This window comes from Psychrobacter sp. CR212 (assembly GCF_059693765.1).
Genome location: NZ_JCATIF010000006.1, coordinates 175,281 through 193,563 on the forward strand (window position 1 = coordinate 175,281; position 18,283 = coordinate 193,563).

General features: G+C 44.5%; 15 protein-coding genes. 9 read left to right on the forward strand and 6 right to left on the reverse strand.

Annotated features, from left to right (window positions below; translation table 11 throughout):
* Nucleotides 1-106: 106 nt before the first annotated feature.
* Entirely contained in the window at nt 107-550 is a 444-nt protein-coding gene (locus AC58CZ_RS11705) for a thioesterase family protein (protein ID WP_494224566.1), read from the reverse strand.
* Nucleotides 551-984: 434 nt separating this feature from the next.
* Here AC58CZ_RS11705 and rpmI point away from each other — a divergent pair, with 434 nt between their 5' ends.
* The 5 genes from rpmI to AC58CZ_RS11730 all read left to right on the forward strand — a co-directional run bounded on the left by rpmI (nt 985) and on the right by AC58CZ_RS11730 (nt 6,111).
* A complete protein-coding gene (rpmI, locus tag AC58CZ_RS11710) occupies nt 985-1,182 on the forward strand; it encodes a 50S ribosomal protein L35 (protein WP_058023536.1) in 198 nt (65 codons plus the stop codon).
* A 135-nt stretch (nt 1,183-1,317) separates the two neighbouring features.
* Nucleotides 1,318-1,674 (forward strand): 50S ribosomal protein L20, encoded by a 357-nt coding sequence (gene rplT / locus AC58CZ_RS11715; RefSeq protein WP_011281252.1) that lies wholly within the window; start codon nt 1,318-1,320, stop codon nt 1,672-1,674.
* 326 nt (nt 1,675-2,000) lie between these two features.
* Nucleotides 2,001-3,056 (forward strand): phenylalanine--tRNA ligase subunit alpha, encoded by a 1,056-nt coding sequence (pheS, locus tag AC58CZ_RS11720; RefSeq protein ID WP_423609519.1) that lies wholly within the window; start codon nt 2,001-2,003, stop codon nt 3,054-3,056.
* Nucleotides 3,057-3,158: 102 nt separating this feature from the next.
* Nucleotides 3,159-5,564 carry a phenylalanine--tRNA ligase subunit beta gene (gene pheT / locus AC58CZ_RS11725; RefSeq protein WP_494224567.1) on the forward strand — a complete coding sequence of 802 codons (2,406 nt, stop codon included), beginning with the start codon at nt 3,159-3,161 and terminating at the stop codon, nt 5,562-5,564.
* 247 nt (nt 5,565-5,811) lie between these two features.
* Nucleotides 5,812-6,111 carry an integration host factor subunit alpha gene (locus AC58CZ_RS11730; RefSeq protein WP_058023539.1) on the forward strand — a complete coding sequence of 100 codons (300 nt, stop codon included), beginning with the start codon at nt 5,812-5,814 and terminating at the stop codon, nt 6,109-6,111.
* 237 nt (nt 6,112-6,348) lie between these two features.
* Here the strand turns inward: AC58CZ_RS11730 and AC58CZ_RS11735 are convergent, their stop codons facing one another.
* A complete protein-coding gene (locus AC58CZ_RS11735; protein ID WP_071002831.1) occupies nt 6,349-6,711 on the reverse strand; it encodes a hypothetical protein in 363 nt (120 codons plus the stop codon).
* A gap of 530 nt (nt 6,712-7,241) precedes the next feature.
* On the opposite strand from AC58CZ_RS11735, the gene ypfJ reads away from it, so the two are divergent.
* Nucleotides 7,242-8,132, forward strand: coding sequence for a KPN_02809 family neutral zinc metallopeptidase (ypfJ, locus tag AC58CZ_RS11740; RefSeq protein WP_075106424.1), 891 nt, complete (start codon nt 7,242-7,244; stop codon nt 8,130-8,132).
* A gap of 162 nt (nt 8,133-8,294) precedes the next feature.
* On the opposite strand, the gene AC58CZ_RS11745 is transcribed toward ypfJ, so the two are convergent.
* From AC58CZ_RS11745 to trxA, 3 genes are all read right to left on the reverse strand, one after another.
* Nucleotides 8,295-8,522 (reverse strand): YMGG-like glycine zipper-containing protein, encoded by a 228-nt coding sequence (locus tag AC58CZ_RS11745; protein ID WP_058023542.1) that lies wholly within the window; start codon nt 8,520-8,522, stop codon nt 8,295-8,297.
* Nucleotides 8,523-8,839: 317 nt separating this feature from the next.
* A complete protein-coding gene (rho, locus tag AC58CZ_RS11750; RefSeq protein ID WP_058023543.1) occupies nt 8,840-10,108 on the reverse strand; it encodes a transcription termination factor Rho in 1,269 nt (422 codons plus the stop codon).
* A 524-nt stretch (nt 10,109-10,632) separates the two neighbouring features.
* On the reverse strand, nt 10,633-10,959 hold the full coding sequence (gene trxA / locus AC58CZ_RS11755) for a thioredoxin (RefSeq protein ID WP_494224568.1): 327 nt from the start codon (nt 10,957-10,959) through the stop codon (nt 10,633-10,635).
* A gap of 393 nt (nt 10,960-11,352) precedes the next feature.
* On the opposite strand from trxA, the gene AC58CZ_RS11760 reads away from it, so the two are divergent.
* Both AC58CZ_RS11760 and AC58CZ_RS11765 read left to right on the forward strand, forming a co-directional pair.
* Nucleotides 11,353-12,066 carry a pseudouridine synthase gene (locus AC58CZ_RS11760; protein WP_494224569.1) on the forward strand — a complete coding sequence of 238 codons (714 nt, stop codon included), beginning with the start codon at nt 11,353-11,355 and terminating at the stop codon, nt 12,064-12,066.
* Nucleotides 12,067-12,146: 80 nt separating this feature from the next.
* Nucleotides 12,147-13,751 carry an NAD(P)-binding domain-containing protein gene (locus AC58CZ_RS11765; RefSeq protein WP_494224570.1) on the forward strand — a complete coding sequence of 535 codons (1,605 nt, stop codon included), beginning with the start codon at nt 12,147-12,149 and terminating at the stop codon, nt 13,749-13,751.
* Between the two features lie 21 nt (nt 13,752-13,772).
* Here the strand turns inward: AC58CZ_RS11765 and AC58CZ_RS11770 are convergent, their stop codons facing one another.
* Nucleotides 13,773-14,720 carry an NAD(P)-dependent oxidoreductase gene (locus tag AC58CZ_RS11770; RefSeq protein ID WP_494224571.1) on the reverse strand — a complete coding sequence of 316 codons (948 nt, stop codon included), beginning with the start codon at nt 14,718-14,720 and terminating at the stop codon, nt 13,773-13,775.
* A gap of 418 nt (nt 14,721-15,138) precedes the next feature.
* On the opposite strand from AC58CZ_RS11770, the gene rapA reads away from it, so the two are divergent.
* Complete coding sequence (gene rapA, locus AC58CZ_RS11775; protein ID WP_494224572.1) at nt 15,139-18,042, forward strand: RNA polymerase-associated protein RapA; 2,904 nt, start codon at nt 15,139-15,141, stop codon at nt 18,040-18,042.
* Nucleotides 18,043-18,283: the final 241 nt, after the last annotated feature.

Genomic DNA, 18,283 nt, shown 5'->3' on the forward strand with positions numbered 1-18,283 from the left:
CGAGTTATGATTAGAGCGAGGAGATTGTCTAAAATGCTCTGAAATATGATGTCATATGAAAGCTGCGCGAGCATTAAAATGAGAAAGGTGATATTGACTCGCTATTTTACAGCCTAAATAAATGAGGATATAGAGCCTCTTTGGTCGTGTTATCGAGCTTAATCACTTTATTGAGATTAAAATCATAATTTCTAAAATGCTGCCGTGCTTTTACGACCGTTTCGCCCGTGTGCATACGGGTAACTTTTATCACTATATTACCGCCATTATCATATATTGGCTCAACACCGACTTCAAACAAAAGCTCTTCGCATACTCGTATACGACTCAAAATAACCAACTGCAATGTATCAATAATTAAGCCCTGGTTATCTGAATTGATTTCTTTAATACCTTTAGCGTGTAGAAACCTTAGTCGCGCTTCGGACAGAAGGGCGGTCAGAGATTCGATGGTCACATGCTGTCCCAAGTCGATTTCGGTATGACGCACCCGCATCACTGTCTCAAAAACAAATAAATAATCCTCAAATACCAACTCTTGCTTTGACACACTATCTCCTAAAGTGGTGGCAAACAATTATGCTACTTATCATGCGATAGGTTGGCAGAATCATAATAACGATGAACAAATAAAAGGCTGTATACATTTAATAAATGAGTGTGCTTTCATGACACTCATATTATGATGTAACTTAAGTATCTACTTAAGCACAGCTTCAGCTGACATTCAATCTATTTGGATGAAAATTGACCATTTTTATGAGGTTTTTAAGAGCTGCGCTGTAGCGCTACTCATGCTGGCTAACGGTCTTTATTGCCAAGTAAAGGTTGGCCAAAACTTTACTTGGCAAAACAAGGCACTATCTGCTAAAATACCGCCTCCCACCTCGAGGCAAATAGAGGTTTAGTTGTTATTTATATAGCGATTATTCGGTATGACTATTTGACGACCAGGTTCTAAAACAGAAAAAGAGGCAAATCATCATGAAAGTTAAGATGAAAACCAGAAGCGGTGCCGCTAAACGCTTCAAAAAAACAGCAAACGGCTTTAAACGTAAGCAAGCATTCAAAAGCCATATTTTGACCAAGAAATCACCTAAGCGTATTCGCCAGTTGCGTGGTCTTAAGTTGGTACATAAATCTGACGAAGCAGCCATTCGTCGTATGTGCCCATACATCTAATAGCCTACTGTCATCTATCTTTGATTGAAAACTATCTGATGAAATGATAGTTGACTTTGCAATCTGACAATGATGTTTGTTATTTGACAGCATCATCACTCGCTTAACAGTGATTACAAAATCTTGGAGTAAATTATGGCCCGTGTAAAACGTGGTGTACAGGCAAATCGCCGTCACAAAAAAATCTTAAAACGCGCAAAAGGCTACTACGGTGCCCGTTCACGTGTTTACCGCGTAGCGGTACAGGCAGTGACCAAAGCTGGTCAATATGCTTATCGTGACCGTCGCAACAAAAAACGTACTTTCCGTCGTCTTTGGATTGCACGTATCAATGCTGGTGCACGCTTAAATGGTTTGAGCTATAGCCGCTTTATCAATGGCATGAAAAAAGCAAACATCGCAATCGATCGTCGCGTTCTAGCAGACATCGCTATGCATGATGCAGCGACTTTCACAGCATTGGTCGAAAAAGCAAAAGCGGAACTAGCATAAATATTAACTACTCTTTAGAGATTAAGTAGATATAAAATTTATCTAAGTAAGCATCTAAACGAATAGAACTAATATTGATTAATAGTACGATATTAATAAAAGCTACCGCTGGTCGGTGGCTTTTTTTATATGAAATTATTCTACGCCTGTTCGACGTCGAGGCTTTGTCGATACGACATACGTTTGTCATCGACTAAATACTCAAGCCATTCTTATAAACAGTATTTATATCAATTTTTATATAAACATAACTGGATAAATGGTTTGCAATATTTGGTCAAATCCCTACAATTAATAGTCCGTTCAAATCAGGAATAATGCGTCTTATGACTAACCCTGCTGCTACCAACGACTTGTCGGCGCTACCGACCATGTCTTCAGAGCTAAACGAGCTCAATGAAGCTCAGCTTACCGACTTTGCGAGTGCTGCTGAAGCTTTGATTCTACAAGTAACTGATGCGCGTACCTTGCAAGACTTGCGTGTGCAATTGACCGGCAAAAAGAGCCCATTGACGGGATGGTCAAAGCAGATGGGCAAACTCGATGCTGATGATAAAAAAACCTACGGCGGCTGGTTGCACGAGGTGCGTAGCCGTATTCAGCAAGCGCTGAGCGATCAACAGCAGCAGTTAGAAGTCGCCGCGCTCAACGCCAAGCTAGAAGCAGAGAGCATTGATATTACTCTTCCTGCTCGCGGTGGTCAAAAAGGTCATCTGCATCCAGTAACGATGATTACTCAGCGTATGCAGCAGTACTTTATTCAAGCGGGCTTCAATGTTGCCACCGGCCCTGAAGTTGAGAGCGATTACTATAACTTTGAAGCGTTGAATATCCCGTCGCACCATCCTGCGCGCGCGATGCATGATACATTCTATTTCGATGCGCATTATCTATTGCGTACGCATACCAGCCCAGTGCAGATTCGTACCATGGAAAAGAACGAGCCGCCGATTCGTATTATCTGCCCTGGCCGTGTTTATCGTAACGACTCAGACCAAACCCACTCACCGATGTTCCATCAGCTAGAAGGCCTTATGGTCACAGAGTCGAGCACTTTTGCTGAGCTAAAAGGTCTGATTAGTGAGTTTCTAGAAGCATTTTTTGCCAAAGAGCTGACCGTACGTTTCCGTCCTTCATTTTTCCCATTCACTGAGCCGTCTGCAGAAGTAGATATCTTAGATGATAACGGCAAATGGCTTGAAGTGATGGGCTGCGGTATGGTACATCCACAAGTATTGACCAATTGCGGTATTGATAGCGACAAATACACAGGCTTTGCATTTGGGATGGGTATCGAGCGCTTTGCGATGTTGTATTACGGTATTGATGACTTACGTTTGTTTTTCCAAAATGACGTGCGCTTCTTAAAGCAATTTGGCTAACGTGCTTTTGTTGATATAAAAGTACTCCTTGTTAATACAACAAGTTAATTTGCCAAGCTTTACTCCAACATCTTTATTATAAAATTCTGATCCGAGATATTTATGAAAATTAGCGAACAGTGGCTACGTCAATGGGTAAATCCCCAAAATACCAGCGAACAGTTGGCTGAACAGCTGACGATGGCAGGGCTTGAAATTGATGACCGTTACGCAGTTGCCCGTGCATTTAGCGGTGTGGTCATCGGTGAAGTTATCAGCGTTGAGCAGCATCCAGATGCAGACAAACTGCGTGTGACGCAGGTAAATATTGGCGACGCTGAGCCGCTGCAAATTGTCTGCGGCGCACCTAATGTGACCGTCGGTATGAAAGCACCGGTTGCTACCGTTGGTGCGATACTACCAAGCGATGACGCAAAAGGTTTTAAGATTAAGAAAAGCAAGCTACGCGGTGTTGCCTCAAACGGCATGCTATGCGGCGCCTCTGAAATTGACTTGGTAGATGATATAGATGGACTGCTTGAGTTGCCTGAAGATGCACCAGTTGGTACCGATATCCGTGAGTATTTAGGTCTAGATAATCAGATATTAGATATCTCTATCACCCCAAACCGTGGTGATTGCTTTAGCGTTCGCGGTATCGCTCGCGAGATTTCAGTCATCAATGACTTGCCTTTACAGCTGCCAGAGATTCCTGACAATGTAGTCGCTTCTGATAATGGTGCAACGCCCGCTGTAACTGTTGATGCGGTAGAGGCGTGCCCTCGCTATCTGTTGCAATCGATTAGCAATATTGATCGTAGCATCGATACTCCAAAATGGATGCAAGATGCATTGGTACAGTCAGGACTACGTTCACACAACTTCTTGGTCGATGTGACCAATTATGTGTTGATGGAATTGGGGCAACCGCTACACGCTTTTGATGCCGATACCATCGAAGGTGATATCGTTGTGCGTTTGGCACAGCCTAATGAAACCATTACTTTGCTCAACGAGCAAACGGTTACGCTAACCGGTGATGAGCTTGTGATTGCTGATGACAAAGGTGCCTTGGCACTGGCTGGCATTATGGGTGGTCAGCGTAGCAGTGTCACCGATAGTACGACCAATATCGTGGTAGAAAGCGCTTTCTTTAATCAACTGGCTATCGCTGCGCGCGCACGCCGTTTTGGATTGCATACGGATGCATCACAGCGTTTTGAGCGTGGGGTCGATTTTGAATTGCCGAAACTTGCCTTGGCACGAGCTTGTGACTTGATCACAAGCATCACGGGCGGCGAAGCAGGACAAATAGTCACGGCCGAAAACCTTGAGCATCTGCCAGCACGCGAACCGATTACATTGCCAATCGCGAAAGTACGTGATGTTATTGGTATTGATATCGAGCCATCAGAGATGGTACGTATCTTAACTCAATTAGGTTTTGAGGTAGAGCAGCAAAACGACGCATTGATTTGTAAGCCGCCGTCTTACCGTTTTGATATGAGTATCCGCGAGGATCTCATCGAAGAAATTGCCCGTATCTATGGCTATGACAATATTCCAAGCGTATTGCCATATTTGCAAGTCAGCATGGATTATGACGATACTGCAGATTTGACTCATGGGATGAAGCTAGCACTGGTCGATAACGGTTATATGGAAGCCATCAGCTTTAGCTTTAGTGATGCAAAATTAGAAGCATTGCTTGATGATGAAGCGCTAGGAGAGGTGTTGGCACTGGCAAACCCTATCTCTAGTGATTTGGCAGTCATGCGTCGTACCTTGCTGTCAAGTTTACTGCCTTGCGTGCAATATAACTTGAATCGTCAGCAGCCACGCGTACGTTTCTTTGAGACGGGTCTTAGCTTTGTTGGACAAAGTATCAGTGATTTGGTGCAAACCCCAAGCATTGCATTGGTCGCAGTGGGTGATGTATGGAGTGAGCAGGCTTATCAAAACCGCGTCTTAGATTTTTATGATCTCAAACATGATATTGAACAGTTATTACCAGCGCAGATCGATAGCGCCCGTATTCGCTATGAGCGTAGTGCGCTGAGCTTCCTGCATCCAGGACAAAGCGCTGAGTTATATATCGATGATATCTATGTTGGTTGGTTGGGTCAGCTACATCCAAATACTGCTAAGCAGTTGGATCTGCCAACGACATGGGTTGCCCAATTGTCACTGGCACCGCTATTGACGCTTGCTCGTGAGCAGCATTCGATTACGACGCCTAGCAAGTTCCCACAAGTGCGCCGTGATATTGCTATTTTAGTAGACAGTGATATCAGTTTGCAGACTTTAGAGTCAACGGTACGAGCTGCGGCAGGTGATTTGTTGACTGATCTGTGGCTATTTGATGTGTATCAAGGCGACAAAGTACCGACTGGTCAGCGCTCATTGGCGTTTGCACTTGTATGGCAAGATGCTACACAAACCCTATCGGATGAAGCTGTAAAAACTGCCACTGATAAGGTTGTACAAGCATTAACGGATCAACACGCAGTCCAGTTACGTGACAGCTAATATTTAGTATTTAAAATACCCAATGCTCCATAGCCTCTTCAGTTATGAGGCTATGGAGCATTGCTATTCGTAAAAACTATTATTTATAACCCTTTTACTTGTAAAATAAGTTAAGTCATTATTAATAAAGGATTTTAATGTATAGTTTATTAAAAACTACTCAAAAAACCTTTATAATAATTAGACTTAACCCTCATACCGCTAAACCATGATATTCGACATCACGACATAGCATAGGAGTCGTACTGTGAGCACCTTAACCAAATCTGACATGATTGAGCACTTAATGAGTCATCTAAATCTGACACGCCAAGAAGGTCGCTGTCTGGTGGAGAACTTTTTTGATGAGCTGTCAGATAGTTTGATTGATGGCAAAGAGGTCAAGCTTTCAGGCTTTGGCAACTTTGAGCTTAAAGACAAAAACAGCCGTCCAGGCCGTAACCCTAAAACAGGGGAGCCTGTCGCCGTATCGGCACGCCGCGTGGTTACGTTCAAAACGGGACAAAAATTTCGTCAGAAAGTTGATGAGCGTTTATTTGATACTTAATGCGTTATTGAGTATGACAGCCTGCTTGTTTTCGCTATAACCTTGTAAAACTATTGATATATGTTTGCGCGTGACTGCGATTATGATTCTCTATATCTTGCGCTACATGTATCTTGTATAGCCAATAAATACCAAGTATGGTTATAGATAACTAGCTGTCATAAATTGCAGGCATAAAAAAAGAGAGCATAGGCTCTCTTTTTTTTATTACCGTTTATTTATTGTATGAACAATAAATTACTGAGCTGGCTCTTCAACAACAACTTCGTCAGAAGCGTCAACAGCAGCAGTATCAGTTTCGCTAGCTACGTCAACGCTAGTAGTAGTACCGTCTACAGGAACTTCAGCGTCCATTTCGTCAGTAGCAGTTGCAACTTGAGCGTCAGCGATGTCAGCTTCAGCGTCAGCAACAGCAGCGTCAGCATCAGCAGGGATAGCTTCACCGTCAGCAGCGCCTTCAGCTAGCTCTTCTTGTGCGTCTTGCACTTCTTCTTGCGCGTCAGATAGATCTTCAGCAGCGTTTTCTTTGTTGCTGTCACAGGCAGTTAGGCCCATAGTTGCAGTCATGATACCAGCTAGAGCAAGTAATTTAAGTTTCATAAGGTTTTCTCCGGAAAAATGAAATGAGCAGTAGCAGCAACAAAGGACGAATTCCGAGGTTTCTCAGAATTCAATTAGTCTTAGTTACAGCTACTCAGCTTCCACGCATTCTATATGTTTTATATGAAAATGGAAATAGGGTTGTACAATTAAGTAACAATAATATTTAAAATAATATTTTACTTCATCTGTTCGATAGTATTTTTAATACAACAAACCTGATTAATCGACGTATAATCAATGACATCAGACTGTTACGGCACAATATGCAGTCCTACTTTTGGCTGTAATTTAACGTATTTATGGTGTTTGATTAAGTAAAATTAGAGCCGATTGTCTCGTCTAATGAGGCACAAGTACGCCATTAATATGGGACAAGTAGGCCATGATAATTAGCGCTATTTATATTAAGAAAAATTGCTTGTGAGTGAGCAAACCAAAAATCAAATCAACGTATTGAGCGGCATACTGTACAACATGAATAATGAACAATACGAGTGACTATATCTCGTATATTTGAGGAATAAACTATGAAATGGCAAGGCAGACGAGGCAGTTCTAATGTTCGCTCTAGTACGGGCGGCGGCAAAATGATAGGTGGTGGTATCGGCGGTATCATCATCGCAGGTATTTTATGGCTGGTATTTGGGGTAAATCCTATGACTGCGCTGCAAACAGGTCAGGTAATCGCTGGTGGTGGTAGTAATGGAACTTCCAGCGAACCTGCGATAAGTGACGATCGAGATACCCAGTTTGTCAAAGTTGTGCTGGCGGATACTGAAGAGGTCTGGCATCAGATATTTAACGAAGCGGGTAGTACTTATAAAGAGCCTTCATTGATTCTGTTCAATGGTCAAGTGAATTCAGCTTGTGGCGGTGCTAGCGCTGCAACAGGGCCTTTTTACTGCCCAGGGGATCAGACGGTTTATTTAGATACATCTTTTTTTGTGGAGATGCGTCAAAATCTGGGTATCGCAGGGGATCAGCAAGGCTCTGGGACTCAGGAAAACCAAGGTAAAGCGGGGGATTTTGCGCAGGCTTATGTTATCGCACATGAGGTGGGTCATCATGTTCAGACGCTACTAGGTATTAGTCAGCAGGTCAATGAAGCCCGTCGGCAAGTGACCCAAGCACAATCCAATAAGTTATCAGTGTTACAAGAGCTGCAGGCAGATTGCTTTGCTGGCGTTTGGGCGCAGCGTAACCAAGAGCGTGTACAGTTTTTAGAAGCGGGCGATATTGATGAGGCTATTAATGCTGCCGGTCAGATCGGCGATGATCGATTGGCACAGGCGAGTGGTAGAGCGGTTGCGCCTGATAACTTCACTCACGGTACTAGCCAGCAGCGTGTTGAATGGTTCACTCGGGGCTTAGAGAGCGGTAATGTACAATCTTGCGATACCTTTAGTGGTGCGCTTTAAAAGTAAGATTATTTTTTGCAACTCCGCCTATGGGTTATCAGTACAACAATAACCACGCAAAAATTTGACATAAAAAAGCCTACAATCAATTGCAGGCTTTTTTATTATCTTCTGGTTGATATCACTCAATTTAATAATGAAGAAATATCAGTGTAGAAGTTTTTAGTTGTTATCAAGCACATAACCACCAGCGCCGCCAATAGCTGCACCAGCCAATGCACCACGAGCGATGTCTTTGCTGTCGCCTTTACTTCTGATAAGCGCGCCAGCTGCGGCACCTGCTGTTGCACCTTTAGCGGTATTGCTCATACCACCATATGAATTACAACCAGTCATGATGAGTGCTGAGCTAGTAATTGCTGTCATTGCGATCGTCTTAGCAAATTTCATATTATCACCTATTTATTCGTCAAGTTTGAAATATAATACCTTTAAAAAACAATGTCCATGATATTTTCAAATGTATTTCTACTGTCTGCCATAATAGTGGGTTAGTAGATAGTTAGTCGTAGTAAAAACGCTAAACTTTGCAAACGACATGTAATTGATGTTGCCGCACTGTATCATAAAACGGGTACTTGCTTATATGAGGTACTTAGCGCAAAATAGGTAGGCGAGTATTTTGGCAATCGGAAATAAAAAAGACCACCGATCGGCAGTCTTTATATCAAGCAAACAATGGCATGCTTGGAAAAAATATGCGTAAATTAGTTCTGTGATTTGCGTTTCATTTGCTCAAAGAACTCGTCATTGGTTTTCGCTTCTTTGAGACGATCTAACAAGAATTCAGTAGCTTGGACGCCATCCATCGGCTGCAGCAGTTTACGTAAAATCCAGACTTTACGTAGTTTATCTTCGTCCAACAAGCGCTCTTCGCGGCGTGTGCCTGATTTTTTGATATTGATTGCAGGGAAGACACGTTTTTCGGCCAAGTCGCGCTCAAGGGTGATTTCTTGGTTGCCCGTTCCTTTGAATTCCTCAAAGATCACGCTGTCCATCTTACTACCAGTATCAATCAGCGCACTGGCAATAATCGTCAAACTGCCACCTTCTTCGACATTACGCGCAGCGCCAAAGAAACGCTTTGGACGCTCAAGCGCATTGGCATCCAAACCACCGGTCAATACTTTGCCTGATGATGGTATAACGGTGTTATAGGCACGTGCCAGACGAGTGATCGAGTCTAATAAAATCACCACATCTTGCTTATGCTCGACCAGACGTTTGGCTTTTTCGATGACCATCTCAGCCACTTGTACGTGACGCTGAGGTGGCTCATCAAAGGTAGAGGCAACGACTTCACCGCGCACGGTACGCTCCATCTCGGTGACTTCCTCTGGACGCTCATCAATCAACAGGACGATTAAGTAGCATTCAGGATTATTGCGAGTGATGGACTGAGCAATAGATTGCAATAACATCGTTTTACCCGCTTTTGGCGGTGCGACAATAATAGAGCGCTGACCTTTACCAATTGGTGCGATCAAATCAATGATACGCCCTGTCAGATCTTCAGTAGTACCATTACCAAGCTCAAGCTTTAGCTGCTCAGTAGGGAATAGCGGTGTTAGGTTCTCAAAAATCAGCTTATGACGTGAGCGATCTGGCGTATCAAAGTTGATTTCACCAACTTTTAGTAGCGCAAAATAACGCTCAGAATCTTTTGGTGGGCGAATCGTACCAGCGATACTGTCGCCCGTTTTTAAGCTAAAGCGGCGAATTTGACTAGGGCTGACATAGATGTCATCAGGACCTGCTAGATAAGAGCCTTCTGATGAGCGTAAAAAGCCAAAACCATCAGGGAGAACCTCAAGCACACCGTCACCATAGATGGCTTCACCGTTGCGGGCATGGGTTTTTAAGATAGCAAAGATAATGTCTTGTTTACGGCTACGCGCCATGTTATCAAGACCCATTTCCTTGGCAATAGCCAACAGCTCAGAGATTGATTTTTTCTTTAATTCAGTTAGATTCATAGATAGGTCATTAGCAATTGATCAGATGAGAGATGCCATTAGCAGCACAAGTCACGACAGTGAGAAAACGACAGTAATATGATGATAGAAGGTATTTGTACAGCGCAATGGTTTATGTAGTGCTGGTATTGCATGTCTGCTTATAGACGCATTGCTATCGCTGGATGCAAGGTCATAAGAATTAGGAATAAAAAAGGCTACATAAGAGTCTGCGTCAAAAACTCAATATCAGTCATTGCGTTTAGTCATTTCGTTTAGCAATGGTGTTTATAATGACGATTGTGTTTTTGTTGATAAACACGAGGAGAATAGCGACAAGATACTAGGAAAACAGATGGTTTTCTCTTGTCAGCAGACTATACGGTCTTCACAATAGCGTTGTCAATAAATTTTGCCAAAAAATTCGTATAATCAAGTTTTTTGCACAAAAAACATGCAAAAAAGCCATTATCGTTATCAGATAATGGCTTTCTTTATCGCTTTAGCTCATTGATTCAAAAAACTTTGAAATGAGAACATTCAGCTTATAAATGCTTGTCCAATACTTTGGCCAATTCAGCTTTTGGCTGTAGACCCATCACTGAATCTACTTTTTCGCCGTCTTTGAAGACAAATAAAGTTGGGATGTTGCGGATACCAAAACGGCTCGCTGCTTGTGGGTTGTTATCCACGTCAACTTTAACGATCTTAACTTTACCTTGGTACTCAGTCGCTAAATCTTCTAAAATAGGCGCAATCGCTTTACAAGGACCACACCAAGTTGCCCAAAAATCTACCAATACAGGCACATCTGATTCTAGAACGTCTTGGTCAAAGTTGGTGTCGGTAGTATTAACAATAAGGTCTGACATAATTTTATCTCTCTTGTTTTATTTATTCTGTCACCACGAGCAAGCAGTCATATTGGTCTAATAATAAGCTGATAAGTGGTCAAAGAATCGTTTAGAAATGGTGAAAATGTGCCATTATATTAACATGTTTGCTCAGTCTTGACAGATTCAGGCTGGTTAAATTGTTCAACAATTACGATTAGCACAATAAATCAAAACAGAATGACACAGGTTGGGTTTTCTCTGTTACGTGTAATCATTGCTTTGCTAAAACATACTTTTTGAGCACTTTTAGCCGTCTGTTTTTACATTGAATCATCCCACTTTTACTCTCAATAAATAGAGCGCTACTGTGCCAAAATAACAGCCGCCAAAGCCCCATATTACGTTTAATTTATATAAGTAGTTAAGTTTATGCCTTTTACTGATGAAGAAGTCGACGCTCTCAACGCGCAAGAAAATGCCTATCCACTTGAGTTTTTCAAACAATTTGCGCAAAAGATTACTGTGTACGAAGATGATGATATTTGGGTAGTAGATAAACCGGCAGGGCTGTTAAGTGTCGATGGCAAGACTCTCAAGGTAAGCCTGCTTGCTCGGCTTGAGCGTGCCAATCCAGCGGTAAAACTGATTCATCGATTGGATATGGACACGTCAGGACTAATTATTTTTGCAAAAAATGCCGCCGCCCAAACCAATATCAGTAAACAGTTTATTGAACGCTTACCGCAGAAAAAATACCAAGCACGAGTTTTTGGGGAATGGGAGCAGGTGGGCGCAGCGGGTGAGATATCGGTGCCAGTACGCTATGAGCCGACGACCAAGCCGCGTCACATCGTCGATCACGACTGGTCAAAGCATGCTTTAACACTGTATGAAGTCATAGCGCACGAAATGTGTGATGGTCAACCAGTTACCCGAGTGATGCTAAAACCCGTTACGGGTCGCAGCCATCAACTACGCGTACATATGGTGCATGCAGGTCACGTGATGATTGGCGACCCGATTTATGCTGAAGGCGCGGCACTCAAGATTGCGCCAAGGCTAAATCTACATGCGCAGCAATTGCGTTTAAAGCATCCAGTATTGGGTGCTTGGATGGACTGGGAAAGTTCATGCCCATTTTAATGCATTAGCTGTCTACATGTGAGACCAATGCGTTTTCAATAGAGTCGCTACGCCAGTCATGCAAATACAAGGATGAGAATATGCTTGATATTACCACTACCAAACAGGCGATCAAAAGTCGCCTCACACGTAGACAGTTGCAAAGGGATAAGCCTGCTGATTATGAAGTGCTGATTATTGGTGCGGGCATTGCGGGTATTGGTATGGCGTGCCGTTTACAGCAAGTAGCGCATAAAAATCTATTTGGTCATAAAGGTGCAAAAAAACAAAAACAGACAAAAACGCAGCGTTTTGTCGTATTAGAAAAGCGGGCTGATTTGGGCGGCACGTGGGATTTATTTACCTATCCTGGTATTCGCTCTGACTCTGATGCCTTAACCTTTGGCTATAACTTTAGACCGTGGCTAGATTACAGAATGCTGGCAGCAGGTGGCGATATCAAGCGTTATATCGCTGATACGGCACGCGAGTTTGGTGTTACGGAGCATATTCGTTACGAGCATGAAGTTCAGCAAATAGCTTGGTCGAGCATTGATCAATTATGGACAGCAACCATAAAAAACCATGCCAGCGGAGAAGTGTTCGTTAAGACGGCAAAGTTCGTCGTCGGTGCTACGGGCTATTACGACTATGAGCAAGGCTATCGACCTCATTTTGAGGGAGAAGAAGATTTCCGTGGTCGTATTGTCCATCCGCAGCATTGGGATGATTTAGATTATAACGACAAAAAAGTGGTCATCATTGGCAGCGGTGCCACTGCAATGACGCTATTGCCAGCATTGGTAGATGAAGACAGCGAGCGGTGTGCGCGTCATGTCACGATGCTACAGCGGACACCCACTTATGTGGCAAGCGTACCGGGCGATGATCATGCTATCGACTGGCTATCAGGCAAGTTTTCACCTTTATCAAAAGAACAGGCCTATACGGTACTGCGAGCGCGCAACGTGTTGCGGCAGCAAGGGCTGTATAAATTAGCCACTCACGCGCCCAAGCTGATGAAAGCTGTGCTAAAAGGCGGCGTGACAAAAGAGTTAAAAGGTAGCGGCGTTGATGTCGAGCACTTTATGCCCGACTACAATCCGTGGGATCAACGCGTATGCGCTGTGCCAGACAGTGACTTATTTAAGTCTTTGCACGGTGGGCGTGCAGCAGTGGTCACCGATCAGATCGACCACTTCACCGAAACCGGTATTATGCTGCAATCAGGCGAGCATCTTGAGGCTAATATCATCGTCACAGCAACCGGATTGAAGCTGCAAATGCTAGGCGGAGCAGCGGTATATATCGACGGGCAGGCCATTGATATCGGCACGCGTATGACGTATAAGGCAGTCATGATCGAAGGCGTGCCTAACATGGTGGCCTTATTTGGCTATACCAATGCCTCATGGACGCTAAAGATTGATCTGGCTTGTCAATATGTGGTGCGGCTGTTGAGTTATATGCACAAAAACCGCTACCAAGTCGCGCTGCCACAGGCACAGGCGGCGAATGCTACCGCCTACGCCCAAGCAGATACGGTGATGGGCTCGCTATCGTCTGGATATGTCAGACGTGCCCAAGACAGACTGCCGAAGCAAGGCGATCGCTACCCGTGGTACGTGACCAACAACTATCTTAGCGACCGTGTGATGCTCAAATACCGCAAAATAAAAGACGACTGGTTGCGGTTTAGTCGTTAGGTTTTAATTGATCGATAGTCGCTATTGATGCTGATTATCGATAAAGTCAGCAACTTGCTTGCTTAATATCTGCCACAAGGTCTCTTGGGCGCTTTTGCTGCCCCAAGCATTGTGCGGGCTAAATATGACGCGTGGATGGTCGCTGAGACTGAGTAATGGGTCATCGTTCGCGATGGGCTCTTGTTCAAATACATCACTGGCATAACCGATGATTTGCTCATTGTTAATCGCATCAGTCAATGCTTGGCTATCAACGACGCCGCCACGAGCGACATTGACGATGAGCGGCTGCTTGCTCATTTTTGCCAAGGTGTCTTTATTAATGAGGTGCTCGGTTTGTTCAGTCAATGGGCAATGCAAACTGAGGACATCTGCACGAGCCAATACGTCATCAAATGCCGTATAATCGTCGTTGCGCGGCGTGCGTCCTTGATGCTCTGCCCATAGAACTGTCATACCAAATGCACGCGCGATTTCGGTCACGCGCTTGCCAATGGTGCCAATACCAATGATGCCTAGCGTCTTGTCTTCCAAATCTATCAGCGGAATATCCAGCAGACAAAAATTCCCGTTTGCTAGCCATGTGCCATCAGCGACTTTTTGATGGTAATGAATACCGGCACGCATCGCAGTCAGCATGAGCATAAAGGTATGCTCAGGCACGCTTTTTACCGCATATCCCGCCACATTATAAAGTGCTACGCCATGTTTATCGCAAGCGGCTTGATCGACGTTATTCATGCCAGTGGCGGTCAGTTGAATCAATTTTAGCTTAGGTAGGCCAGCGATCACCTCTGCGCCAATTTGCACTTTATTAGTGATGATAATATCGGCATCTTTACAGCGCTCAATGATGACGTCGGTGTCTTTTGGCGTATCGTTATAAGTGACGTAATCGCTTATGCCTGCTGGTGCGGGTAAGTCAATACCATCAGAAAAAGTGCCTTTATCCAAAAAAACGGCTTGCATCATGATTCCTTATTTATTGTTGTCCTATAGATAGAAATAGTTGTCAAATGAATCGTTATCGGCTTAATGTAGCACGTTGGGGTTTTTAGTCAAAAACGAATCCATTAAATATTGGCTAAGTGGTGATAAGCGTTTAAAAACAAAGTAATTTATATCATGAGCGGATTTACTGAGCATGATTGGGCCCAAAGACCTTATAAAGTCATGGGTATCATAAGCCGCCTCTTGAAAATTGAACTTAACGCACTCATCTAGCCGCTAACGTTATATAATGGTAAGGCTTGGCTATTGGTTTCACTAACATTATGGCATCGCGTTTGCATCTATTGATGATTTGCCTCATTTTTAACCTGACTGCTATCGCAAGCCACCATTGCTATCTAATTTTTAATTATCTGAGTACAAAAGACATCGCCTTATGACTATCTCTATTGCTTCATTGCACAGTACTGAATTCGCCGTTGGCCAACGTTATTTATCTGATACGGAGTCTGAGCTTGGCTTAGGTGTGGTGATCGACGTCGATGATCGATGTGTGCATATTTTATTTCCACAAAGTGAAGAGACGCGCGTCTACGCAAAAAACTCTGCGCCACTATCGCGTGTGGTGTTTAAGGTTGGCGATACGATCTATGACCAAGATGGCAAAAGCTATACAGTCAATGCTGTCGATGAAGTCATGGGTGTGCTCAAATATGGCGTCGATGAGCACGAGGGCGGCACTGCTTCTAAAGGAATAATGGAGACGCGCCTTGCTGCCAATATCACGCTAGCCAAGCCACTTGAGCGCTTGCTCGCTGGTCGTATCGAGCGCGGCGATTGGTACGAGCTGCGCCAAGATATCTTGCGTATGCAATCAGCGTTGGCAGGCCATCCACTCAAAGGGTTGATGGGCGCGCGTGTTGATATCATCGAGCATCAGCTCTATATCGCACACGAAGTCGGTAAGCGTATCGCGCCGCGTGTGCTATTGGCTGATGAAGTGGGCCTTGGTAAAACCATCGAAGCGGGCATGATTATCCATCAGCAGCTACTAACGGGTAAAGCTGAGCGTGTTTTGATTTTGGTGCCAGACAGCTTGCAATATCAATGGATGATTGAGCTGCGTCGTCGTTTTAATCTGAATTTTGCATTATTTGATTTGGTGCGCACAGCTGCGATCAAGGAACATGATCCTGAGCAAAACGTCTTTGCCACTGAGCAGTGCATCATCGCGGGTATGGATTTATTGATTGACCATCCAGACTTGTATGATCAAGCGATGGAAGCGGGCTTTGATCTATTGGTTGTGGACGAGGCGCATCATCTGCATTGGGATGAGGCGCAAGGCGGCAATGATAAATATGATCTGGTGGCAGACTTTGCAGAAGAGACGCCAGGCGTGATGCTACTGACAGCAACGCCAGAGCAGCTTGGCGCGCAGAGTCACTTTGCCCGTTTGCGTCTACTTGATCCAGATCGCTTCGATGATTTAGATGAGTTCATTGATGGTCAAGAAGCGTTTGCGGAGACGGCAGCAGTCGCTGGTGTATTAATAGAAGACAAGCCGCTCAATGACGGTCAAATCGCTGCTCTGAGTAGCTTATTAGACATCAGTATGGATGAGCTGTCCACGATTAATGAAGACGACAAACTGCGTACCTATGCGCTCAACGAGCTATTAGATCGTCACGGTACCGGTCGTATTTTGTTCCGTAATACGCGTGAGAGTGTCAAAGGGTTCTATGGTCGTAGCAGTCAGCCGCATCCACTGCCGCTCCCTGACGCGTGGAAAGACAGCTATCAAACCAATGGCAAATTGCGTGAGCAGCTATGGGGCGAAGAGAATCAACCAGATGGGGGCTGGCTAGAAGATGATCCACGCGTCTCTTGGTTGGTTGATATCTTACGCGGTGAGCTTAAGCAACAAAAAGTACTGCTAATCGCTCGCAGTGGCGCGACAGTAGAGAGCTTAGAAGCCGTATTGCGTCTGCATGCCGGCATCAAAACCGCTATATTTACTGAGCAGATGACCCTGCTTGAGCGTGACCAAGCAGCAGCATTTTTCGCGGATAGTGAAGGCGCACAAATATTATTATGCTCAGAGATTGGCTCTGAAGGTCGTAACTTCCAGTTTGCAAGCCAGCTGATACTTTGGGATTTACCGGCCAATCCAGATACTTTGGAGCAGCGTATTGGACGTCTAGATCGTATCGGTCAGACTCAGCAGATCATGCTGCATGTGCCTTATGTAGAGGGCACAGCGCAAGAGCGTCTATACCATTGGTATAATGATGCGCTGAATATGTTTAACCAGATATCACCAACGGCACAAAGCGTGCAAGAGCAGTATATCCAAGAGCTCAAGCCTGTACTTGAAGGCGCGGATACTGCGGATAACAATGCTATCTTACAAGACATCATTGATGAGGCGCTACAGACGCGTTTGGGCCTAGAGGCGCAGCTACAAGCGGGCCGTGATCGTTTGCTAGAGTACAACTCGTGTCGTCCGCGTGTCGCTGGACGTATTGCGGATGCCATGCGTGACTTTGATGGCAATAATTTATTGCCGCATTTCATTGAGCGCTTCTTTGCCTCTGCCAATATCGATCATAATATCCAGCGTGATGGCTCGTGGGTCATCGCACCGATCGATAGCACTGAGATCAGTGACTATATCGATGGCTTGCCGCTTGGTGATGAAGACGGTATGACATTGACTTTTGAGCGTGAGCAAGCGCTTCAGCGTGAAGATATCGACTTTATCACGCATGAGCATCCATTGATGCGCGCTATTTATGAGCTTGCCAGTACCAGCACTTTTGGGAATACGACAGTGGCTATGCTAAAAAGCGCCGCTGTGCCGCAAGGGATGGTACTGCTAGAAGTAAACTTCCGTGTCGAAGCCATCGCGCCAAAAGTGCTCAATCTGCCAGCGACCTTGACCACGCAAAATATTCGTGTCTTTATCAGTGAGCAAGGCAGTGATTTGTCCGCTCGTATCAGTGCCGACATGATCATGCCGCATGTTGAGCGCTTGGATAAAAACCGTGCTCGTCAAGTGATTAAAGTGCGTGGTGATGTGATCGAGCAGCGCTATTATGAAGCTGAAGACATCGCACGTGAGCAAATCGCGGAGATTGGTGAACAAGCAAGTGCACGCTTTAGTCAGCAGTGGTCACGTGAGATCAAACGTCTCAAGCACTTGCAGACCATCAATCCAAATGTACGTCCTGAAGAGGTTGAACGCTTAGAGCAGCTCAAGGCCCAAGGTGAGCAAGCACTTGGCAACTTATCGCTAGTGCCAGACTCTATACGCGTACTGGTGGCGGTGAAGCCGTAAGCACTGAGAAAGTTGGTAGAAACGAGATGTTAGTAAGCATCTCGTTTTTTTATGAATGAGATCGCTTGGACGAGTAAAGTAGATGCGATTTTTTATCGCAAACCGTTAAGCAATACTTACGAGTAAGCTGGCAGTAGCTAGTCAAAGCCAACAATATTGGTTAAGATGTTCACCTTTTCTACCTAAAATAAATATGCATCGGTAGTCCTATTGGCTACGGCTGTATATTTATTCTAAAGTC